Below are 17527 nucleotides of genomic sequence, written 5' to 3'. Positions count from 1 at the left end.
TTTGAGGCTTATCTTCTTATGGCTGAATGGAATCTACGGGTGTTAGCTGTCATAGTTGAACCTTATAACAATAATGTAAGTTCATGTTCATATTATATTATCCATCTACAATAGTATGCAAGCAAATATATTACTAATGGGAGCATCCGGATCTTTGGGTTTGGAAATTGCTAAAAGACTAAAGCGAGATGCTATTCCGTTCAGAGGTCATACCACCTCTTCTAGCGGTTTAGAAAAGCTTAAACCTTATACCGATGATATTTGGATTGCAGATCCGGTTGAGAATCCAAAGAGTGTTGTGGGGATTACTGACGGTATAAGTACTGTAATTTCGGGCATGGGTAAGAGCGTTAGCCTCTTTTCAAATTCCGCAGATTCGTTTTATGAAGTTGATTATCTTGCAAATGCTGAAATACTTTCAGACGCTATTGAAAATAAAGTATCCTACTATATATATATATCTATAAAAGAGGCAGGGAACAATGACGAGTTTGCAATTCCTAGGAGCCACAAACATTTTGAAGAAAGTCTTCAGAATTCAAAAATTAATCATTGTATTCTAAGGCCAGTGGGTTTTTATTCCGGCTTACACGATTTAGCAATCATGGCGAAGCACCAGGTCATCCCAATTATTGGAGAAGGTGAAGCAAAAACAAATAGTATTGCACAGGGAGATATGGCAGAAGTGGTAATCAGGACTTTAAAAAATAAAAATACTGGGGTACATATAATCGGAGGTCCACGAATTCATACCCGTTATGAAATGGCCAAGATGGTACAAGACCGATTTGGAGGTAAAGTTATTAAAGTTCCTCATACTGTAGCGAATGTAGGTGCGGTACTACCGCAGATTTTTGATAAAAATTTACATGAGAAAATAGGTTTTTTTAAATATATCATTACACATGATATGATTGGCGAAAAGAATGGTAGCATCACCTTTGAAGAATATCTCAATACAATAGATGAAAATGATCTACCCTGATGAAGCATTACGATTGCATTATTTTAGGAAGTGGCGTCAATGGACTTTCAGCAGCCATTTATCTGCAGCAGCACGGACTCAAAACCATTATTTATGAGGGTGGGAGTATTCCTGGTGGTTCCACGAAAACCGAATCATTGACCTTACCCGGTTTCTTACATGATACGGGGTCGGCTATTCATCCAATGGCTTTTGCATCTCCTTTTTTAAAAACCCTTCCGTTGGAAAAACATGGTCTAAAATGGATTTTTCCAGAAATTCCATATGCTCATCCATTTTTGGATGGGAGTGCATTGGCGGCCTATGCAGACGTTTCTCAAACAGCTGCCCAATTGGGTGTAGATCAGAAAGCTTATTGCCATATTTTTGATAATCTTACTAAAAAATGGGAAGGCATAGCCCCTGACATGCTAGGGCCACTTACCATTCCCAAACATCCATTAGATTTTATACAGTTTGGACTCAAAGCTATGCTATCAGCAGAGCGGTTAAGTAACCATTACTTTCAAAATGAAAAAACAAAAGCCTTTTTTTATGGCGCCTCTGCTCACGCTACTTTACCTTTAGATGCGTGGGCTTCCAGCGCATTCGGGCTAGTGCTAAGTTGCATGGCACATAAATATAACTGGCCTTTTCCTGAAGGTGGTGCAAAATCCATTATTAACGCCTTAGTTTCCTATTATGAATCTATGGGAGGAGAGCTGGTGCTGAATGCTCCTGTTACTGATATGAGACAGGTGCCAAGTGCCAAAACTTATATTTGTGATGTAACCCCTAAACAACTGCTTAAAATCAGAAATACTAATTTGAGTAATTTCTACCGTAAAAGACTAAGCAATTTTCAATATGGCGCGGGAATTTTTAAGGTGGACTGGGCCTTAGATGATCCTATTCCCTTTACCAATGAAAAGTGCCGTAAAGCAGGTACAATCCACTTAGGATATTCTACAGCAGAACTTAAAGAATCTGAAAAAAGCTGTAATGAAGGACGACTTACAAATGCTCCATATGTTCTTTTAGTTCAGCATACAGTGTTTGATGAAACTCGTGCGCCGAAGGGAAAACATACTGCATGGGCCTATTGCCATGTGCCTAATGGAAGTACTGAGGATCGAACAGAAGCGATTGAAAATCAGATAGAACAAGTTGCACCAGGATTTAAAAAGATCATTCTAGCTCGGTCCACCAAGAATACTAAAGAAATGCAAGCCTTTAATCCCAATATTATCGGAGGAGACATTAACGGTGGCAAACAAGACATTACCCAACTCTTCACCCGACCTGTGATGAAAATTTCTCCCTATAATACGTCCAATTCACAAATTTACTTATGTTCATCATCAACACCACCAGGAGGGGGTGTTCATGGTATGTGCGGGTTTCACGCTGCTCAACAGGTGTTTAAGGGACATTTTGAAGGGCTTAGTTAAACCGCTACAAATCTCAAGATTGTATAATCCGCTCTAGGTTAATCATATTATGATTATAAATGAAAAGCTGTCCACTTGCAGCAAGTGTTAAAGCAGATTATTGATCTGATTTATATTAAGCTTTTAATAATTAGTCATACAGGACGCTCTTGGTCTTAAATGTTGCTAACTCCTATTTGCATGTTGGTACTTGGAAGCTGCATAGGGTATTAATAGAAATGATCTAGGTAATGGTATCGGGTCTTTGTGTGGTAGTTGTTAGTATGTCTTAGGAAACTATGAAAGTGGGAATTAGAGTTAATAAATAAAATGAGAAAAAAATTAATGTACCATCTACAACGATTTATTTTCACTTACTCAATTTAATTTCATCCTTTTCTTGCTCGATGTCGTCCCAGCTCCAACCATCATTTTGTAAGTAGGCCAATAGTAATTTTCTTCTGTCACTTAAGCTTGTATCATCACTATTACTCAGAGCAGCATCTGATTTGCTAATGTCATTGAGGTAATTTGTATTGGGGCGTTCTGGCTCATCATCTTTTGGTTCAATGAATGCCGCGGCCAGAGTAGATAGATAATAGGTCATTGCTTTGTAACATCGTTCTACAACAAGTCTGTTTTCAATGTTTTCATCCTTAATTTTATATAAGATGACTGACATGGTTTCATCTAGTGTTACTAGTTGCACTGAAAGAGATTCATAGAGATTTTCAGAATGAAAGTAATGTATCACAGGATAGGCTAGGTGGTTTTGTGCTAATTTTATTAACTCGGGCTCTAGATCTTCTAATTTTTGACAAAATGATTTAAAGTTTTCATGCTTATAGTTGTTTAAAATTTGCTTTGGATTTTTACCTAATCCGTTAATTATTACGCTCACCTTTCTTTTTAGTATTATGGCCTCTATTACTGGAAGCAAGAACGATATACCCAAACTTATGAATACTACCCCTGTATAGGAGATGAAACCGGTGTATATCAGCCACCAGTCAGATGCTGGTGTGTAGTCACCACTGCCCATTGAGGATAACACATATGATGTAAAATATAAACTTTCCACAAAGCCTTGAACGTATTCATTATCAGAGGAAGACCATAAAGAATGAGGGTCAGAATAAACCATTAAAGTATTGCTTAACCATAGCAGAATGATCCAGGTCAGTAATATGAATAATAAGTTTAGAGGTCCGATAAACCTAAGCATCTTACTTCTACCATCATGGGAGGCCAGTGTAAGGGCAAATCGCCAGACTTTTCTTGAAATCCTATCCGCTATGAAACCAGCCCCACGGGGTGCTAGTATAGTGTAGATCATATCGTATATTGTAATTATTGTACAAAGTAAACCGGTGATAAATAATAGATAGGTCATTTTAAATAATGTATTATCATATTAAGTCCGAAGTAATTTCAAACTATTCATGTAGGTAACTGTCTTGCTATAAGCAATGTTATACTTCGTTGTAAGCTAAGTGGATATAAAAACGATTTTGATCCAACTGACCCAATCTCCGAGAAAAAAAGATTGTCCTTACTGAGAGTTACTCGCAGAGAACTCTAAGTTCCTATCTTCACCTGCCTGGTTCGAGCATTAAGGATAGTTGCTAGTTCGAGCTTCTAGTCCGGACTTTAAGTTCTGCAGTAGACACATGTATAGAATTAATGCCTTTTTAATAGCTTTTTAGAGTCTCACAAAACGCTTCTATTCATTTTTAATATTAAATTGGTTAGATTGACCCTATAAAAGAAATGAGCGGATGTCTTGTTTCTCTTACACGGATGTTGGGGTAATCAGGACTGCATGACGGACACATCGAACGAACAAGAAAAAATAGTTTTCAAATATCACAGCAACTTACTTGACGAACTAACGGTCGAGACAATGTGGGCACAGAAGATTGACCCTGCTAACGGTATCTATAAATTGGACAGCATTCCATTTTATGGACCTGTAATTGCGACTGATGACGAATTTTTTGCGGAGTTTGACGAACAGGAACAAAGGTTAACTTTCAGGAGAACGACCAAACATTCTGGTAACTCAATAGTCCAAGTAATTATGATGACTGATGAAATGGATAAGCAGGTTATTCGAGACGAACTCAAGAAACTCAACTGTCTCTCCGAAGGTCTCAACGAGAAGTTCTTTTCCGTGGAAATACTTAAATCCACAGATTATAAAACCATCACGCTTCTACTGGACAAATATGAACAGCAAAGCATCTTAGAATATGCTGAACCTTGTCTTTCTGAGAAGCACCAGAATGACATAACGAAATAATTGGGTACTCCCAATAACTAAGTCTTCGTGTGGCTCATTGAGATCGCTATGAAGACATTGTTGAACAAACCCTGGCATGGGGGATTAGCCTTAGGTTGGGATATTGAAGCCACCCGTTGCCATCATGCTCGGTATGATGGTATAACTATTCGTGGTTATTTGTTATGACTAAATCAGATGTTTCTAGTTTTTTAAAAGTCCACAAAATGGTCACTCTAAAGTTATTACTTAATACTTTACTCCAGCTAACCATATTCTTGAAAGTTATGAAAATAGCTAAGGTTGGGCAATTTGTTCGATAAACACGAGCCTTACATTTATCTAATAACTCAGCTATTCTTCTTGCTCTTTAAAGTATCGTAATACGCTCGTTTGCTTCAATCAGTTTCAAACCTACCCTGATGATGTCTGTGATAATACTCACCACTAATAATCCCGAGGAGTATTTGATAGTTAATGTCTTACCCTTTTGCTTTGTGCTTGTTGTTTTTTAAATTCTTTTTCCGGATCTATGAACTGCCTTACATTGATGATTTTGGATAGATCATTGATATGATCTACGGCTCTAATTAGTGCAATAAAATGAGTCAGGGAGATACCGAGGCCACCTTCTAATCTGGTGATAGTGGTCCTGCTCACACCAGTGTGCTTCGCCAGCTCCTGCTGTGTAAAAGAGCTATTGATTCGAGCCTCTTTAAACCTCCTGCCCAGTTCAGCTAATATTTCTTTGTCTGATTTAAATGCAAAATCCATGCTTTAAATTTAATACATTAAATTCTTAATTCAGCATTAATGCTTTAAATATGAAACAATTTAAGACAATATGGGTTTGTCAAATTATTGGGATTTTTGGTTGTTTGTTTATGGAGTAGAATTTAAATCAAACCATTTTTCTTTTGGATCATATATTTATAGTATTAGCATACTATATGTCTTGATATGTTATTTTAAAATTGGATCAAAATTGCGCCTGTTTTGAACTCTATTTTCCGTTAGCATTTTATGAATATCCTGGTAATCATAATATAGAACTCCGCCTATTTTAGTGAATGGTAGAGTGCCGTTTACTCTTAGATTTTGCAATGTGCCTGGCGAAATGTGTAATATGGTCCTTACCTCTGGAGATCTGAGCCATTTTTTTACAGGTGTTCCAGCATGCTCTTTTAAAATCTTTTTAAACTCATCGATTAATTCAAGTTTAAATTCTCTTAGATCGTCTTTGGTGATAATTTCTGTTGCCATAATCTTTACGTTTAGTTGTAATACTAAAATGTAGAGATATGCTATACTTTTTTCACAAGTAGAGGGAAAGATGGTAAGGATTTAACATGGCAATATTTAAATAGAGCCCTCATTCTCCATCAGTTTCATTCGGCACCTCAACTCGGTAGCTTTCGGAACCCGCAGCGAGAGGAACTCTGTAGCTAATAACCCCTCTTCACCAAAACTTTACCTATATGTTCTGTCTAATCTCATCACTTTCATTTCTTAGGCCAAGTTTTGCTTTCAGGAAGATCCTTTCAATTTTGTGTAAATCCCAATTTATTTCTTAGTAAGTTTTTTTCTTAGTGCATCCATGTCTTCACTAACCTTTTTTTCTATGACTTTAGCATAAACCTGAGTGGTAGTAATTCTGGAATGCCCCAGCATTTTACTAACAGACTCAATTGGGACTCCATTGCTCAAAGTGACTGTAGTAGCGAAAGTGTGTCTAGCTAAATGAAAGGTAAGGTTTTTTTCTACACCGCATAAGTCAGCGATCTCTTTGAGGTAGGAATTAAGTTTCTGATTAGACATTCTTGGAAGTAACGATCCTGTTTGCAAAACTTTTGGATGTTCTTTATAGGTTTCGATGATGTTCATTGCTTGTTGCAACAAAGGGACCTGAACGACATTGTTAGTCTTTTGTCTACTTGTAGTTATCCATAACCCTCCATCAATACCTCTAATTAAATTATCGGTTGTCAGGTTGATAACATCAATATAAGCTAATCCGGTGTAGCAGCTGAAAACAAAAAGATCTCGAACTTGTCGGAGCCGTTCTATTTTGAAGCTTTTGTTTTCGATGAGTCTCAATTCATCCTCAGAAAGAAAGCCTCTTTCTATTTTGTCAAATTTTGGTTTATACTGTGAGAAAGGGTCGTGTTTCATCCACTCCAAGCGAATGGCTAAATTGATCATTTTTCGGAAACGCTCCATGTGTTTCATAATGCCATTATTTTTTAAAGGCTTATGATGATCCAAGGGTTTCCAATTACGTAGAAAAAATTCAAATTGAGTTATGAACCTATAATTGATTTGAGTTAGGAAGACATCTGATGTTTTGCATTTCATTTTAAGAAAGCGTGTCAGGTACTTCTGAGTAGTAAAGTAGTTTTTCATAGTCCCCCAAGCTAGGCTATGTTTCATTTCAGTGTTATGATATTCTACAAGCTTACATAAGGTGTATTCTCTTTGATCGTAGCCCAAGAATTTATTTTTTATCGCCTCAGCATTAACCAGCTTATCTTGTAATATCATATTTTGGTAGTGTTGCACCAGTTTGGCCCTTACCTGTTCTAGATACACATTTAAACTTTTTATTTCATCGCTATTACCTTTAGCTAGTCCTTTACCATTATTCCAATGACTTTCTTCAATGGATTGTTTTATCGAAAGTTCAGCGCGTTTTCCATCCACGGTAATGCGTGCATAGATTGGAGATTTACCTTTTTTAGCTTTGTATCGTCTTAAATAGAAGATAACGCCGAATGTGTTTGTTTTGGTTTGCATCATAATTTCAACTTTAAATTGTTTCGATTTGATGACCCGGGGCACCTGGTAATACTTTTTTTGCCTCCAAATAACTCGTTTTGAGTATAGAAAATATGGTTTAATACACTGACTAACAGCTAATTAAACCGTGATAGGTGCCCCAAATATAAGAAATAAAAAGGGGCACCGAATAGGGCACCTTTTAGATGAAATAAGATGGTTTTAATTGGTAGGATAAAAATAAAAAACCCTCTAAATCATACGATTTAGAGGGTTTTACCAACATTTGTCATGTTAAATGTCGGGGCGGCAGGATTCGAACCTGCGACCCCCTGGTCCCAAACCAGGTACGCTAACCGGACTGCGCTACGCCCCGAACTTATTATTTTCTCTGCGGAGAGAGGGGGATTCGAACCCCCCGGTACCTTTACAGGTACGGCAGTTTAGCAAACTGCTGGTTTCAGCCACTCACCCACCTCTCCAAGGTTCGTTAACCAATATTTGTGTGCTTCAAAAACAGCTTCTTTTCACACTTGTTTGCTTTCTCTCTCGCGCTGTTCCCTAAAAGCGAGTGCAAATATAACTGAACTCTTTTCATTTAACCAAACACTATCGTGAACTTTTTTAAATATTTTTTTTCTTTCAAACTAAAACCGCATTTAACCCGTTTATTCACCGGTCTTGTATTATATAGACTAGCTATTTGTGTGCACATAGAGCTTTTATATATTTGCTCTTTGTCAAATGATAAAAGGAGACGATTAACGAATGAATTGGCTATACACTTTAAGCAGCCTTGAGCTGGTATTCCTAATACTGTTTGTAGTATTCTATATAGCCTACATCATTAGGGTGGTGAATATTGGTAGAAAGCTACAGACACCTTATGGACAGGTTTTTATTAAAGCTGGGTTAAGAACCATATATTTTGCCTTAATCATGGTGGCCTTGCTAGGTCCATCTTTTGGGGAAACCAAAAGAGAGGTGAAATCTGTGGGTAAAGATATTTTTGTGCTGGTAGATCTTTCTCAGTCTATGAATGCTACCGATGTGCAGCCTTCCAGGTTAGCCAAAGTGAAGTTTGAGCTAAAAAATATTGTGGAGGCTTTCAGTTCGGATAGAATTGGTATCATCATTTTCTCTTCCGAAGCTTTTATGCAAGCACCGCTCACTTACGATCAAAATGCGCTGAACCTTTTCATTGAAACTTTGAATACATCATTAGTGCCTAATGCCGGTACTGACTTTGCTCCACCACTAACCATGGCCCTCGACAAACTGAATGACGAGGACTCACCGGTGACGCAGCAAAAGTCTAAAGTTATTGTTTTGATTAGCGATGGAGAAGATTTTGGTGAAGACACTGAAGAAGTGGCCGATGCAATAGAGGAGGATGGTATAAAATTATTTACTTTAGGAGTAGGTACCGCCAGAGGTAGTAAGCTGATGGAAAATGGAAAATACAAAAAGGATGCGAATGGTCGGGATGTACTCACTAAACTAGATAGTCGTAACCTTAAAAGACTTGCTGCAGATACTGATGGTAAGTATTTTGAGATCAACGAAACTAATAATGACGTAACTCGATTGATAAATACAATAAACGGCATAGAAGGAGAGTTAAGAGATACAAAACAGATGGATGTTTCTGCTAATAGGTATTACTACTTTTTAGCGGCAGCACTTTTGCTGATTCTTCTTGACGTTTTGATTAATGTGAAAACCATTAAAATATAAATATGAAACATCTTATTTTATCGGTTTTAGTAATGGTAGGCTCTTTCACTGGAGGTTTAGATCTTATTTCTAAGATCAACCGGATGAAAAAGGAAGCCAAGGAGGCCTACAATAATGCTAATTATGATAAAGCCATAGAGAACTATAATTATCTTCTTGATTCACTGCACCTGGAAGATGATAACATCACTCTCAACCTGGCAAATAGTTATTTTCATAAAAAAGATACGGCCAATGCTTTGAGCTATTATGAGAATATTTCTGATAGCGAAAATCAGGTGGTGCGTTCTGTGGCCCATCAGCAATTGGGCATCATGGCTAATCGTGATAAGAAATATCAGGAGGCCCTGGATCATTTCAAGCAGGCTTTAAGGGCTAATCCTAAAAATGATGAAGCTCGTTATAATTATGAAATGGTGAAAAAGGCCATGGAAAAAGATAAGGATCAAAACGAGGATCAGAATAAAGACCAAAATAAGGATCAGAAAGACAAGGATCAGGAGCAGAAGGATAAAGAACAGCAGCAAAAAGATCAGCAGCAGCAAGATCAGGAAAAGAAAGACGGCGATAAGAAGGATCAGCAAGAACAGGAAGGAAAAGATCAGGAAGGCAAGGATAAAGAGGGTAAAGAAGATCAGCAGAAGAAGCAGGAGAAAGAAGGAAAAGAGAGTGAAGAAAAAGGGGAGAAAGGTGAGAAAGATGAAAAAGGAGAGGAGAAGCAAGGAAAAGAAGAAGATGCTATGAAGCCGTCAGACGAAAAGTCTGATGATAAAATGACGGATAATAAAGATAAGTCAAACTCTGTTTCAGAAAAGCTGAAGGAAATGAAAATCTCGGAAGAAAAGGCCAAGATGATTCTGGAAGCATTGAAGAATAAGGAGAAACAATATTATCAGCAAAATCAACATAAGGCCACCAAATCCCGCGCTTCGGGAAAACCAGATTGGTAATAGGTTTGTTGTGGCCTCAAGGGCGAAGGCCTGAAAAGATATTTGAATAGAGATTTTATAACAATGGAAGAGTTTTGCTAAAGCTCTTTTATTGTTCAGTGAAATCTCTATTTTTGTTACCTAACTATTGTTAGGTTCCCTCATAAAATAAAAAAATATTATGCAAGAAGTTTATATTGTGTCTGCTGTAAGAACGCCCATTGGGAGTTTCGGAGGCAGCTTAGCAAGTCTTACTGCTGTTCAATTAGGTTCTACTGCTATCAAAGGAGCTCTTGAAAGAGCCGGCGTAGATCCATCTCAGGTTAACGAAGTATTTTTAGGTAATGTAATTTCTGCCGGTCTTGGTCAGGCTCCTGCTCGTCAGGCAGCTGTTGGTGCTGGTTTAGGATATAATGTGCCTTGTACTACAATCAATAAAGTTTGCTCATCAGGTATGAAGTCGGTAATGCTGGCTGCTCAAAGTATTATGTTGGGGCAAAATGATGTGGTAGTTGCTGGTGGTGCAGAGAGCATGTCTAATGTGCCTTATTACGTGCCAAAAGCAAGATATGGATATAAATATGGCCATGGTCAACTTATAGATGGCCTTATGCATGATGGCTTATGGGAAGCTTACAATGAGTTCCCTATGGGTAATTGTGCTGATAACACGGCGTCTAAAATGAATATCACCCGTGAGCAGCAAGATGAGTATGCCATCAACTCATACAAAAGGTCAGCTGCTGCATGGGAGGCTGGTAAATTTGCAGATGAGATCATCCCTGTAGAAATTCCGCAGCGAAAAGGTGATCCTGTAATCTTCGATCATGATGAAGAATACAAAAATGTGATGTTTGATAAAATACCATCATTAAGACCTGTATTCTCTAAAGAAGGTACTGTAACAGCAGCTAATGCTTCTACTATTAATGATGGAGCTTCTGCTCTCGTTCTGGTAAGTGAACAGAAACTTAAGGAGCTTAACCTAACTCCTATAGCGAAAATCACAGGTTTTGCAGATGCGGCTCAAGATCCATTGTGGTTTACTACTGCTCCTGCCTTGGCTATTCCAAAGGCCATTAAAAACGCAGGAATTGATAAATCGGCCGTTGATTTTTACGAGATCAATGAGGCTTTCTCTGCAGTAGCTTTGGCTAACATGAAGGAGCTTGACCTTGATCCGTCAAAGGTAAATGTTAACGGTGGTGCCGTTGCTTTAGGTCACCCGCTAGGATGTTCCGGCGCCAGGATTATCACTACTTTGAACAGTGTTTTGGCTCAAAACAGTGGTAAAATAGGTGTCGCTGGCATCTGTAATGGTGGTGGAGGAGCTTCTGCCATTGTTATCGAAAAAATGTAGAATTAACTACTTTATAAAATATAGCACAAAGCCTTTCGTTTACGATCGAAAGGCTTTTTTTCATTTTAATCCATAGTTATCTTTGGCCTATGATTAGATTTATTTTTTGTGCGTTATTAACTCTGCCTCATATTATTTATGCCCAGGAAGAGGTGCGAACCTATTATGATGAGAATAAAACCGTGCTTAAAGAGATTTATCATGTAAGGCGGGATAACCCTAGTCTTTTGGAAGGCGCCTACAAAAAATATTATCCTAGCCAGGAAGTGGAGGTGGAAGGTGCTTTTGTAAATGGCTTTAAAAGTGGTGAGTTTCATGAGTATTATCAGAACGGACAGCTAAAAAGAACTCTGATTTTTGAGAATGGTGAAAAAGCAGGGCCGGTAAAAGTCTATAATGATAAGGGAAGATTGATCCAAAAGGCCAGCTTTAATGGAAATGAAATAGCGGACAGCCTGCATATTTATTATGATGATGGTGCCTTGCGCAGCAAAGGATACTTCATAGATGGAAAGCCGGAAGGCAAACTGTTAGAGTTTTACCCTGATGGTGTAATTAAGAGAGATATTACCTACACCGGAGGCAAGCAAACGGGTATTACAAAAGTATTTTATGAGACCGGTCTGCTTATGAATGAAGGTAACTATAAAAACGGGGTGTTAGATGGTTTCTATAAAACCTACTACGACAACGGTAAAATAGAGACAGAATCTCAGCTTGAAGAAGGAAAGAAAACAGGCGTTTTCAAGAATTATGATCGAAATGGTCAACTCAGGCTGTTAGGACACTACAAAGGTGGAGTGATGCATGGCGAAAACCTGGGTTATTATGCTGATGGCAGCTTAGAGCATGAATTTAACTATGTAGAAGGCAATAAGGAGGGTACATCTTTCCATGAAAATGGGAAAATTAAAGCCACTTACGCTATGTCCAAAGCAAATACCTACCTTACCAAAAAGGATTATGATTCATTAGAGCATTTAATCTCCGTTAAGAAATTTGAGAATGGCAAGCCGGCAGATGATTGGGTTTACTACTACCCTTCAGGGCAGGTGGAGAAAAAGGAGACTTATTTAAAAGGCAAATTGAATGGTATTGTTACCACCTATCATGAAAATGGTAAGAAGGCCTCTGATTTGGAGTTTAAGTTCGATTTACGCTATGGTCCTTATACTCAGTATTATGAAAGTGGTCAGGTGAAAGAAATTCTGCCATTCCACGCCAGTGAGATTCATGGAAATTATAAGGCTTACTATGAAAATGGTCAGTTGAAAGAGGAAGGTCAGTATGTAAGTGGGAGAAAAGTGGCTCTGTGGCATTTTTACAATGAAAAAGGGGAGCTGGAAAAGATAGAAACCTACACCAGAGGTAAGTTGACCAAAACCAATACCGGACCTTTTGAAGAAGAAAAAAAGGAATAAATTTTTAAAATGGTTGGGGCTAATTAAATTTGTCAGCACCTATGAAAGCCCTAAAAGAAACAAACTTCAGTTTTCCCGGCCAGAGCAACTTTTACAGAGGTAAGGTAAGGGATATTTACTATTTCGATAAGAAGATGGTAATGGTAGCGTCAGACAGGATATCTGCTTTTGATGTAGTGCTACCTAGAGCAATTCCTTTTAAAGGACAAGTGCTTAATCAAGTGGCCCAGAAAAACCTTGAAGCCACCAGAGATATTTGTCCTAACTGGTTGGAAGCCAGCCCTGATCCTAATGTGGCTGTCGGCCTTATGTGTGATCCTTTTCCAGTGGAAATGGTGATCCGTGGCTACCTGGCAGGCCATGCTTGGAGAGAATACCGTGACGGCAAAAGAATGCTTTGCGGTGTGCCATTGCCGGAAGGCTTAAAAGAAAATGATAAGCTTCCTGAGCCGATCATTACACCTACCACTAAGGCACACGAAGGTCATGACGAAGATATCTCAAGAGAAGAAATTTTAGCTAACGGCCTTGTTACAGAAGCGGACTATGTGGTGCTAGAAAAATACACCAGAGCCCTTTTCCAAAGAGGTACTGAGCTGGCTGCTGATAGAGGTCTTATTTTGGTAGATACCAAATATGAATTCGGAAAGCTGGCCGATGAGATCTACCTGATCGATGAGGTTCATACACCGGATTCATCTCGTTACTTTTATAAGGAAGGCTACCAACAAAGGCAAGATGCTGGCGAGGAGCAAAAGCAACTTTCAAAAGAGTTTGTACGTCAGTGGCTTATCGCAAATGGATTTCAAGGTAAAGACGGGCAAACGGTTCCGGAAATGACTGATGAGGTTGTAAAATCAATTTCAGATAGGTATCTTGAGCTCTTTGAAAAAGTGACTGGTGATGTGCTGCAAAAGCAGGACTATTCGGAGGTCGAGAATCGTATTGAAAAGAAAATTCTTGATTATATCAAAACTGAATAATGAAGATTTCAGTTTAAGGAATTATAATCATAACTAAACCATAAATAAGGTAATGAAATATACTATAGATAAGCAGGATAAATACAGTTTGTTAAAGCTTCATGAAGAGAAATTAGATTCTAACATTGCACCTAATTTAAAATCTGAGCTAATAACAACTCATGCTGAAGGTGTTAAAAATATCATTTTAGATCTTTCTGAAGTAAAATATACAGACTCTTCTGGTCTTAGCGCCCTTCTTGTGGGTAACAGAGTAATTCAGGAAGATGGTGGAATCTTTGTGTTAGCGGGTCTTTCTGAGCATACACTTAAGCTTATAAAGATATCTCAGTTAGACAGTGTGTTGAATATTCTTCCTACCGTAGAAGAGGCAGTAGATGCAGTGTTCATGAATGAGCTGGAAAATGATTTGAAAGAGGGAGAAGAGGAAAACTGAGTAAACTAAAATTTGTCATTCGAACTAAAAATACTTGGGTCTAATTCGGCAACGCCTGCATATGGCAGGCATCATACTGCCCAGCTTTTAAAGATTAGAGCGCATAATTTTCTGATAGACTGTGGTGAATCTACTCAAACCCAGCTTACCAGGTATAAATGCAAGACCATTCGTATTAATCATATCTTTATCAGTCACCTGCATGGTGATCATTATTTAGGACTTATGGGGCTCATCTTTACTTTGCACCTGCTGCAAAGGAAAGATGACCTTTATATTTACGGGCAGCGTGGTCTTCAGGAAATCATAACTACGCAGCTGAAATATTCTGATACTTCTCTGAATTATAAAATTCATTTTCATGAATTAAGAACGGATAAGCCTGAGCTAATTTTTGAAGATAAGTACCTCACGGTGGAGAGCTTTCCATTGAATCATAGAATAGCATGTTGTGGATTTATATTCAAAGAAAAGCCTAAACCTATTCGGTTAAATAAAGAGAAGCTACCTGAAAACCTTACACTCGCACAGATAGGTACGTTGAAAAAAGGTGAGGATGTCTATAACGAAGCTGGTGAGTTAATCTATAAAAACAGCGATTTGACTTTGCCTCCCAGAGAAAGTAGATCATACGCTTACTGCTCAGATACTAAGTATGATGAAAGCATAATTCCCATTATCAAAGGGGTTGACCTGCTGTATCATGAAGCCACGTTTTTACAGGAAAAAGCTTTTTGGGCAGAGCAAACTTTTCATAGTACCACAGAGCAGGCAGCGGGTATTGCCAAGGCTGCTCAAGTGAAGCAGCTGCTGATTGGACATTATTCCGCTCGCTATAAAGACCTTACGCCATTTCTGGAAGAGGCTAAATCTGTGTTTGATAATACTTACCTGGCCACAGAAGGTGAGTCTATACACATACCTGAATGAAGAACTCGCTAGATAAGAAGACCAATTTATTTATAGTTTTAAGTGGAATATTTCTTACCAATGCCTTACTGGCTGAGCTGGTAGGCACTAAAATCTTTTCGCTTGAGACCACATTAGGTCTAGAACCTGCTCAGATCCATCTATTTGGAGATTGGGTGCTTGATTTCAATCTTACGGCAGGGGTGGTTTTATGGCCAGTGGTATTTGTAACTACGGACATCATAAACGAGTATTTTGGTAAAGCTGGTGTGAAAAAAATCAGCTATCTCACCGTGGTCTTTATCATTTATGCATTTTTAGTTATTACCGTGGTCAGTTGGCTGAAGCCAGCTCAATTTTGGCTGGATTTATATAGCACTGACGATTCTGGTAAGGCCTTAGATATTAATTATGCCTTCAATAAGGTGTTTTTACAGGGTGCCAGAATTATAATAGGATCTTTGGTAGCCTTTCTTGTAGGTCAGTTGCTGGATGTATATGTTTTTCATAAGCTACGAAAAATCACCGGGAGCAAAAGACTTTGGTTAAGAGCGACTGGCTCTACGTTAGTATCTCAGTTAGTAGATAGCTTTGTAGTACTTTATATCGCATTCTACTTACTAGCCGCTGATGATACTCAATGGCCTTTTCAGCAAGTGATAGCTGTAGGTACTATAAATTACATTTACAAGTTTATAATAGCACTTGTTATGACACCATCTTTATACGTGGTGCATTATATCATAGATAAATACCTGGGGAAAGATAAGGCCCATGAGTTAACGGAAGACGCTGCCTCTAAAAGTGGATCGTTCTTTTAAGAGTTTTGTTGCTCTCTTTCTTTTCTAAGGAGCTCCTTCTTTAATTCTGGCTCACAAGGATAGTCAAACAAGCACTTTTCTTTGATGGCACTTACCACTTTGCGTGGCACCATTGCTTCCCAGCCTTCTTCACCTGACTTGATCATAGAAAGAACATTATCAGAGATGATATGCAGGTTGTCTACATTCGCTCCCTGGATGTTTTCCAGTTTATCATTATCAGTAAGGAAGCTGAATAAGCCTTTTAGCTTATCAGGCAGCTCAAAGTTGTCCAGTGTGTAAAGTTGCTCCTCATCGCCCTCTTTTCTGGCTGGATACACGTAAATTTTAACGTTGTTACCAAAGAGAGTACCAAAAGCTTCTAATACTCCACCTCTTAGATCAGTGTAATACTTCTCATCAAATACGCGCTGTAAGTTGTAGATACCCAGGATGATACCAATCTTACGGCCTTTAGTAATTTCAGATAGGTAGCTTACCAGCTTGTAATATTCAGGATAGTTGGAAATCATTACATTTTGGCCCAAAGAGCAAATAATATCTACCCTGTTTAAGAAATCTTTCTCATCAATTTCTCCTTCTGTTCTTAGATCACTCAGGGTAAGCTCTGTGAGTACCACTATTTTATCTCTATCTACATCCGGTTCATTTTTGAAATGTCTTCGAGAGGCCAGAAGCATATCTACATTAACATGAGTCACTGGTCTGAAGCGGCCTCTTAAAATGAGCACGTTTTTCTTGTAAAGTGCTTCAGATGGCTGCATTGCATTGCCATCAGGTCCGAACATGGCGGCATGGGTGAATCCACTTTTTACCAGCTTAAGACTCATCAGCCTGTTATCCACATGCTTAAAGTCAGGGCCGCTGATTCTAAACATATCAATTTCGAGTCTGCCGGGAGTAAGTCCATCCATCAGAGATTCTAGCAGTTGCTCAGCGTCATTGATGTAGAAACAGCCAAAAATCAGGTTCACACCAATTATTCCCAGTGCTTGCTGCTGCAGGAGTACATCGTTGTCGCTCATTTTTACGTGAAGCACACATTCATTGTACTCACCTCCGGGATGGCACTGAAATCTCAGGCCGATCCAGCCGTGAGGCTGATTACTTCTTTTATAATTGAGTGCTTCCACGGTATTGGCGAAAGCAAAGAATTTAGTGTTTGGTGCTCTGTGAGGGAGCCTTTCAATAAGCAGGTCGTACTCATGCTCCAACATTTTCATGAGTCTGGGCTCACATACATATCGTTCACAGTAACCGTATATGGCATCACTAAAGCTCATGTCATAGGCAGACATGGTTTTGGCTATTGTGCCGGACGCACCACCAGCCTTAAAGAAATTGGCTGCCACCTCCTGGCCAGCTCCAATTTCAGCGAAAGACCCGTAGATGTCTTTGCTAAGGTTAATTTGTAGTGCTTTTTCCTTGGTGGTAAGTTTTCTAAGTGAGTCCATGCCAGTTGTAATAAAATCTCAAATTAG

16 protein-coding genes and 2 tRNA genes are annotated in these 17527 nt (G+C 38.6%); 11 read left to right on the top strand and 7 right to left on the bottom strand.

Annotated features, from left to right (window positions below; all coding sequences use genetic code 11):
• Nucleotides 1-115: 115 nt before the first annotated feature.
• A complete protein-coding gene (locus LVD16_RS23405; RefSeq protein ID WP_233770723.1) occupies nucleotides 116-985 on the top strand; it encodes an SDR family oxidoreductase in 870 nt (289 codons plus the stop codon).
• On the top strand, nucleotides 985-2415 hold the full coding sequence (locus LVD16_RS23400; protein WP_233770722.1) for a phytoene desaturase family protein: 1431 nt from the start codon (nucleotides 985-987) through the stop codon (nucleotides 2413-2415). Before LVD16_RS23405 ends, LVD16_RS23400 begins: the two co-directional genes overlap by 1 nt.
• Nucleotides 2416-2764: 349 nt before the next feature.
• Here the strand turns inward: LVD16_RS23400 and LVD16_RS23395 are convergent, their stop codons facing one another.
• Nucleotides 2765-3730, bottom strand: coding sequence for a potassium channel family protein (locus LVD16_RS23395; RefSeq protein WP_233770721.1), 966 nt, complete (start codon nucleotides 3728-3730; stop codon nucleotides 2765-2767).
• A gap of 486 nt (nucleotides 3731-4216) precedes the next feature.
• Between LVD16_RS23395 and LVD16_RS23390 the strand changes: the two genes are divergently transcribed.
• Entirely contained in the window at nucleotides 4217-4696 is a 480-nt protein-coding gene (locus tag LVD16_RS23390) for a DUF4265 domain-containing protein (protein ID WP_233770720.1), read from the top strand.
• 453 nt (nucleotides 4697-5149) lie between these two features.
• Here the strand turns inward: LVD16_RS23390 and LVD16_RS23385 are convergent, their stop codons facing one another.
• From LVD16_RS23385 to LVD16_RS23365, 5 genes are all read right to left on the bottom strand, one after another.
• On the bottom strand, nucleotides 5150-5449 hold the full coding sequence (locus LVD16_RS23385) for a helix-turn-helix domain-containing protein (protein ID WP_233770719.1): 300 nt from the start codon (nucleotides 5447-5449) through the stop codon (nucleotides 5150-5152).
• Between the two features lie 189 nt (nucleotides 5450-5638).
• Nucleotides 5639-5938, bottom strand: coding sequence for a helix-turn-helix domain-containing protein (locus LVD16_RS23380; protein WP_233770718.1), 300 nt, complete (start codon nucleotides 5936-5938; stop codon nucleotides 5639-5641).
• 300 nt (nucleotides 5939-6238) lie between these two features.
• Entirely contained in the window at nucleotides 6239-7471 is a 1233-nt protein-coding gene (locus LVD16_RS23375) for a site-specific integrase (RefSeq protein ID WP_233770717.1), read from the bottom strand.
• A 280-nt stretch (nucleotides 7472-7751) separates the two neighbouring features.
• Nucleotides 7752-7826: transfer RNA gene (locus tag LVD16_RS23370), tRNA-Pro, on the bottom strand.
• Between the two features lie 18 nt (nucleotides 7827-7844).
• Nucleotides 7845-7932, bottom strand: a tRNA-Ser gene (locus tag LVD16_RS23365).
• 286 nt (nucleotides 7933-8218) lie between these two features.
• Between LVD16_RS23365 and LVD16_RS23360 the strand changes: the two genes are divergently transcribed.
• The 8 genes from LVD16_RS23360 (at nucleotide 8219) to LVD16_RS23325 (ending at nucleotide 16046) form a co-directional block, all read left to right on the top strand.
• Nucleotides 8219-9187: a vWA domain-containing protein gene (locus LVD16_RS23360; protein WP_233770716.1), complete on the top strand. Its 969-nt coding sequence runs from the start codon at nucleotides 8219-8221 to the stop codon at nucleotides 9185-9187.
• 2 nt (nucleotides 9188-9189) lie between these two features.
• The gene (locus LVD16_RS23355) at nucleotides 9190-10137 is read left to right on the top strand and encodes a tetratricopeptide repeat protein (RefSeq protein WP_233770715.1); all 948 of its coding nucleotides are present in this window, start codon (nucleotides 9190-9192) and stop codon (nucleotides 10135-10137) included.
• A gap of 160 nt (nucleotides 10138-10297) precedes the next feature.
• Entirely contained in the window at nucleotides 10298-11476 is a 1179-nt protein-coding gene (locus tag LVD16_RS23350; RefSeq protein ID WP_233770714.1) for an acetyl-CoA C-acyltransferase, read from the top strand.
• An 89-nt stretch (nucleotides 11477-11565) separates the two neighbouring features.
• Nucleotides 11566-12897 (top strand): toxin-antitoxin system YwqK family antitoxin, encoded by a 1332-nt coding sequence (locus LVD16_RS23345; protein ID WP_233770713.1) that lies wholly within the window; start codon nucleotides 11566-11568, stop codon nucleotides 12895-12897.
• Between the two features lie 41 nt (nucleotides 12898-12938).
• Nucleotides 12939-13880 carry a phosphoribosylaminoimidazolesuccinocarboxamide synthase gene (locus LVD16_RS23340; protein WP_233770712.1) on the top strand — a complete coding sequence of 314 codons (942 nt, stop codon included), beginning with the start codon at nucleotides 12939-12941 and terminating at the stop codon, nucleotides 13878-13880.
• A 52-nt stretch (nucleotides 13881-13932) separates the two neighbouring features.
• A complete protein-coding gene (locus LVD16_RS23335; protein ID WP_233770711.1) occupies nucleotides 13933-14316 on the top strand; it encodes an STAS domain-containing protein in 384 nt (127 codons plus the stop codon).
• A gap of 12 nt (nucleotides 14317-14328) precedes the next feature.
• Nucleotides 14329-15246: a ribonuclease Z gene (locus tag LVD16_RS23330; RefSeq protein WP_233770710.1), complete on the top strand. Its 918-nt coding sequence runs from the start codon at nucleotides 14329-14331 to the stop codon at nucleotides 15244-15246.
• Nucleotides 15243-16046, top strand: a complete 804-nt coding sequence (locus LVD16_RS23325; protein ID WP_233770709.1) for a queuosine precursor transporter — start codon at nucleotides 15243-15245, stop codon at nucleotides 16044-16046. The genes LVD16_RS23330 and LVD16_RS23325 overlap by 4 nt, the downstream gene beginning before the upstream one ends.
• On the opposite strand, the gene LVD16_RS23320 is transcribed toward LVD16_RS23325, so the two are convergent.
• Complete coding sequence (locus LVD16_RS23320; RefSeq protein WP_233770708.1) at nucleotides 16043-17500, bottom strand: TonB-dependent receptor; 1458 nt, start codon at nucleotides 17498-17500, stop codon at nucleotides 16043-16045. The two genes, LVD16_RS23325 and LVD16_RS23320, sit on opposite strands and share 4 nt — an antisense overlap.
• Nucleotides 17501-17527 lie beyond the last annotated feature (27 nt).

It is taken from the genome of Fulvivirga ligni, assembly GCF_021389935.1.
GTDB lineage: Bacteria > Bacteroidota > Bacteroidia > Cytophagales > Cyclobacteriaceae > Fulvivirga > Fulvivirga ligni.
The sequence above is the reverse complement of the archived record's forward strand: the minus strand, read 5'-3'. Positions and strand labels throughout refer to the sequence as shown.

Bases quoted from the DNA above. Each gene is read 5' to 3' on its own strand.
- LVD16_RS23405 (WP_233770723.1), top strand. From the start codon at position 116: ATGCAAGCAAATATATTACTAATGGGAGCATCCGGATCTTTGGGTTTG.
- LVD16_RS23400 (WP_233770722.1), top strand. From the start codon at position 985: ATGAAGCATTACGATTGCATTATTTTAGGAAGTGGCGTCAATGGACTT.
- LVD16_RS23395 (WP_233770721.1), bottom strand. From the start codon at position 3,730: ATGATCTACACTATACTAGCACCCCGTGGGGCTGGTTTCATAGCGGAT.
- LVD16_RS23390 (WP_233770720.1), top strand. From the start codon at position 4,217: ATGACGGACACATCGAACGAACAAGAAAAAATAGTTTTCAAATATCAC.
- LVD16_RS23385 (WP_233770719.1), bottom strand. From the start codon at position 5,449: ATGGATTTTGCATTTAAATCAGACAAAGAAATATTAGCTGAACTGGGC.
- LVD16_RS23380 (WP_233770718.1), bottom strand. From the start codon at position 5,938: ATGGCAACAGAAATTATCACCAAAGACGATCTAAGAGAATTTAAACTT.
- LVD16_RS23375 (WP_233770717.1), bottom strand. From the start codon at position 7,471: ATGATGCAAACCAAAACAAACACATTCGGCGTTATCTTCTATTTAAGA.
- LVD16_RS23360 (WP_233770716.1), top strand. From the start codon at position 8,219: ATGAATTGGCTATACACTTTAAGCAGCCTTGAGCTGGTATTCCTAATA.
- LVD16_RS23355 (WP_233770715.1), top strand. From the start codon at position 9,190: ATGAAACATCTTATTTTATCGGTTTTAGTAATGGTAGGCTCTTTCACT.
- LVD16_RS23350 (WP_233770714.1), top strand. From the start codon at position 10,298: ATGCAAGAAGTTTATATTGTGTCTGCTGTAAGAACGCCCATTGGGAGT.
- LVD16_RS23345 (WP_233770713.1), top strand. From the start codon at position 11,566: ATGATTAGATTTATTTTTTGTGCGTTATTAACTCTGCCTCATATTATT.
- LVD16_RS23340 (WP_233770712.1), top strand. From the start codon at position 12,939: ATGAAAGCCCTAAAAGAAACAAACTTCAGTTTTCCCGGCCAGAGCAAC.
- LVD16_RS23335 (WP_233770711.1), top strand. From the start codon at position 13,933: ATGAAATATACTATAGATAAGCAGGATAAATACAGTTTGTTAAAGCTT.
- LVD16_RS23325 (WP_233770709.1), top strand. From the start codon at position 15,243: ATGAAGAACTCGCTAGATAAGAAGACCAATTTATTTATAGTTTTAAGT.
- LVD16_RS23320 (WP_233770708.1), bottom strand. From the start codon at position 17,500: ATGGACTCACTTAGAAAACTTACCACCAAGGAAAAAGCACTACAAATT.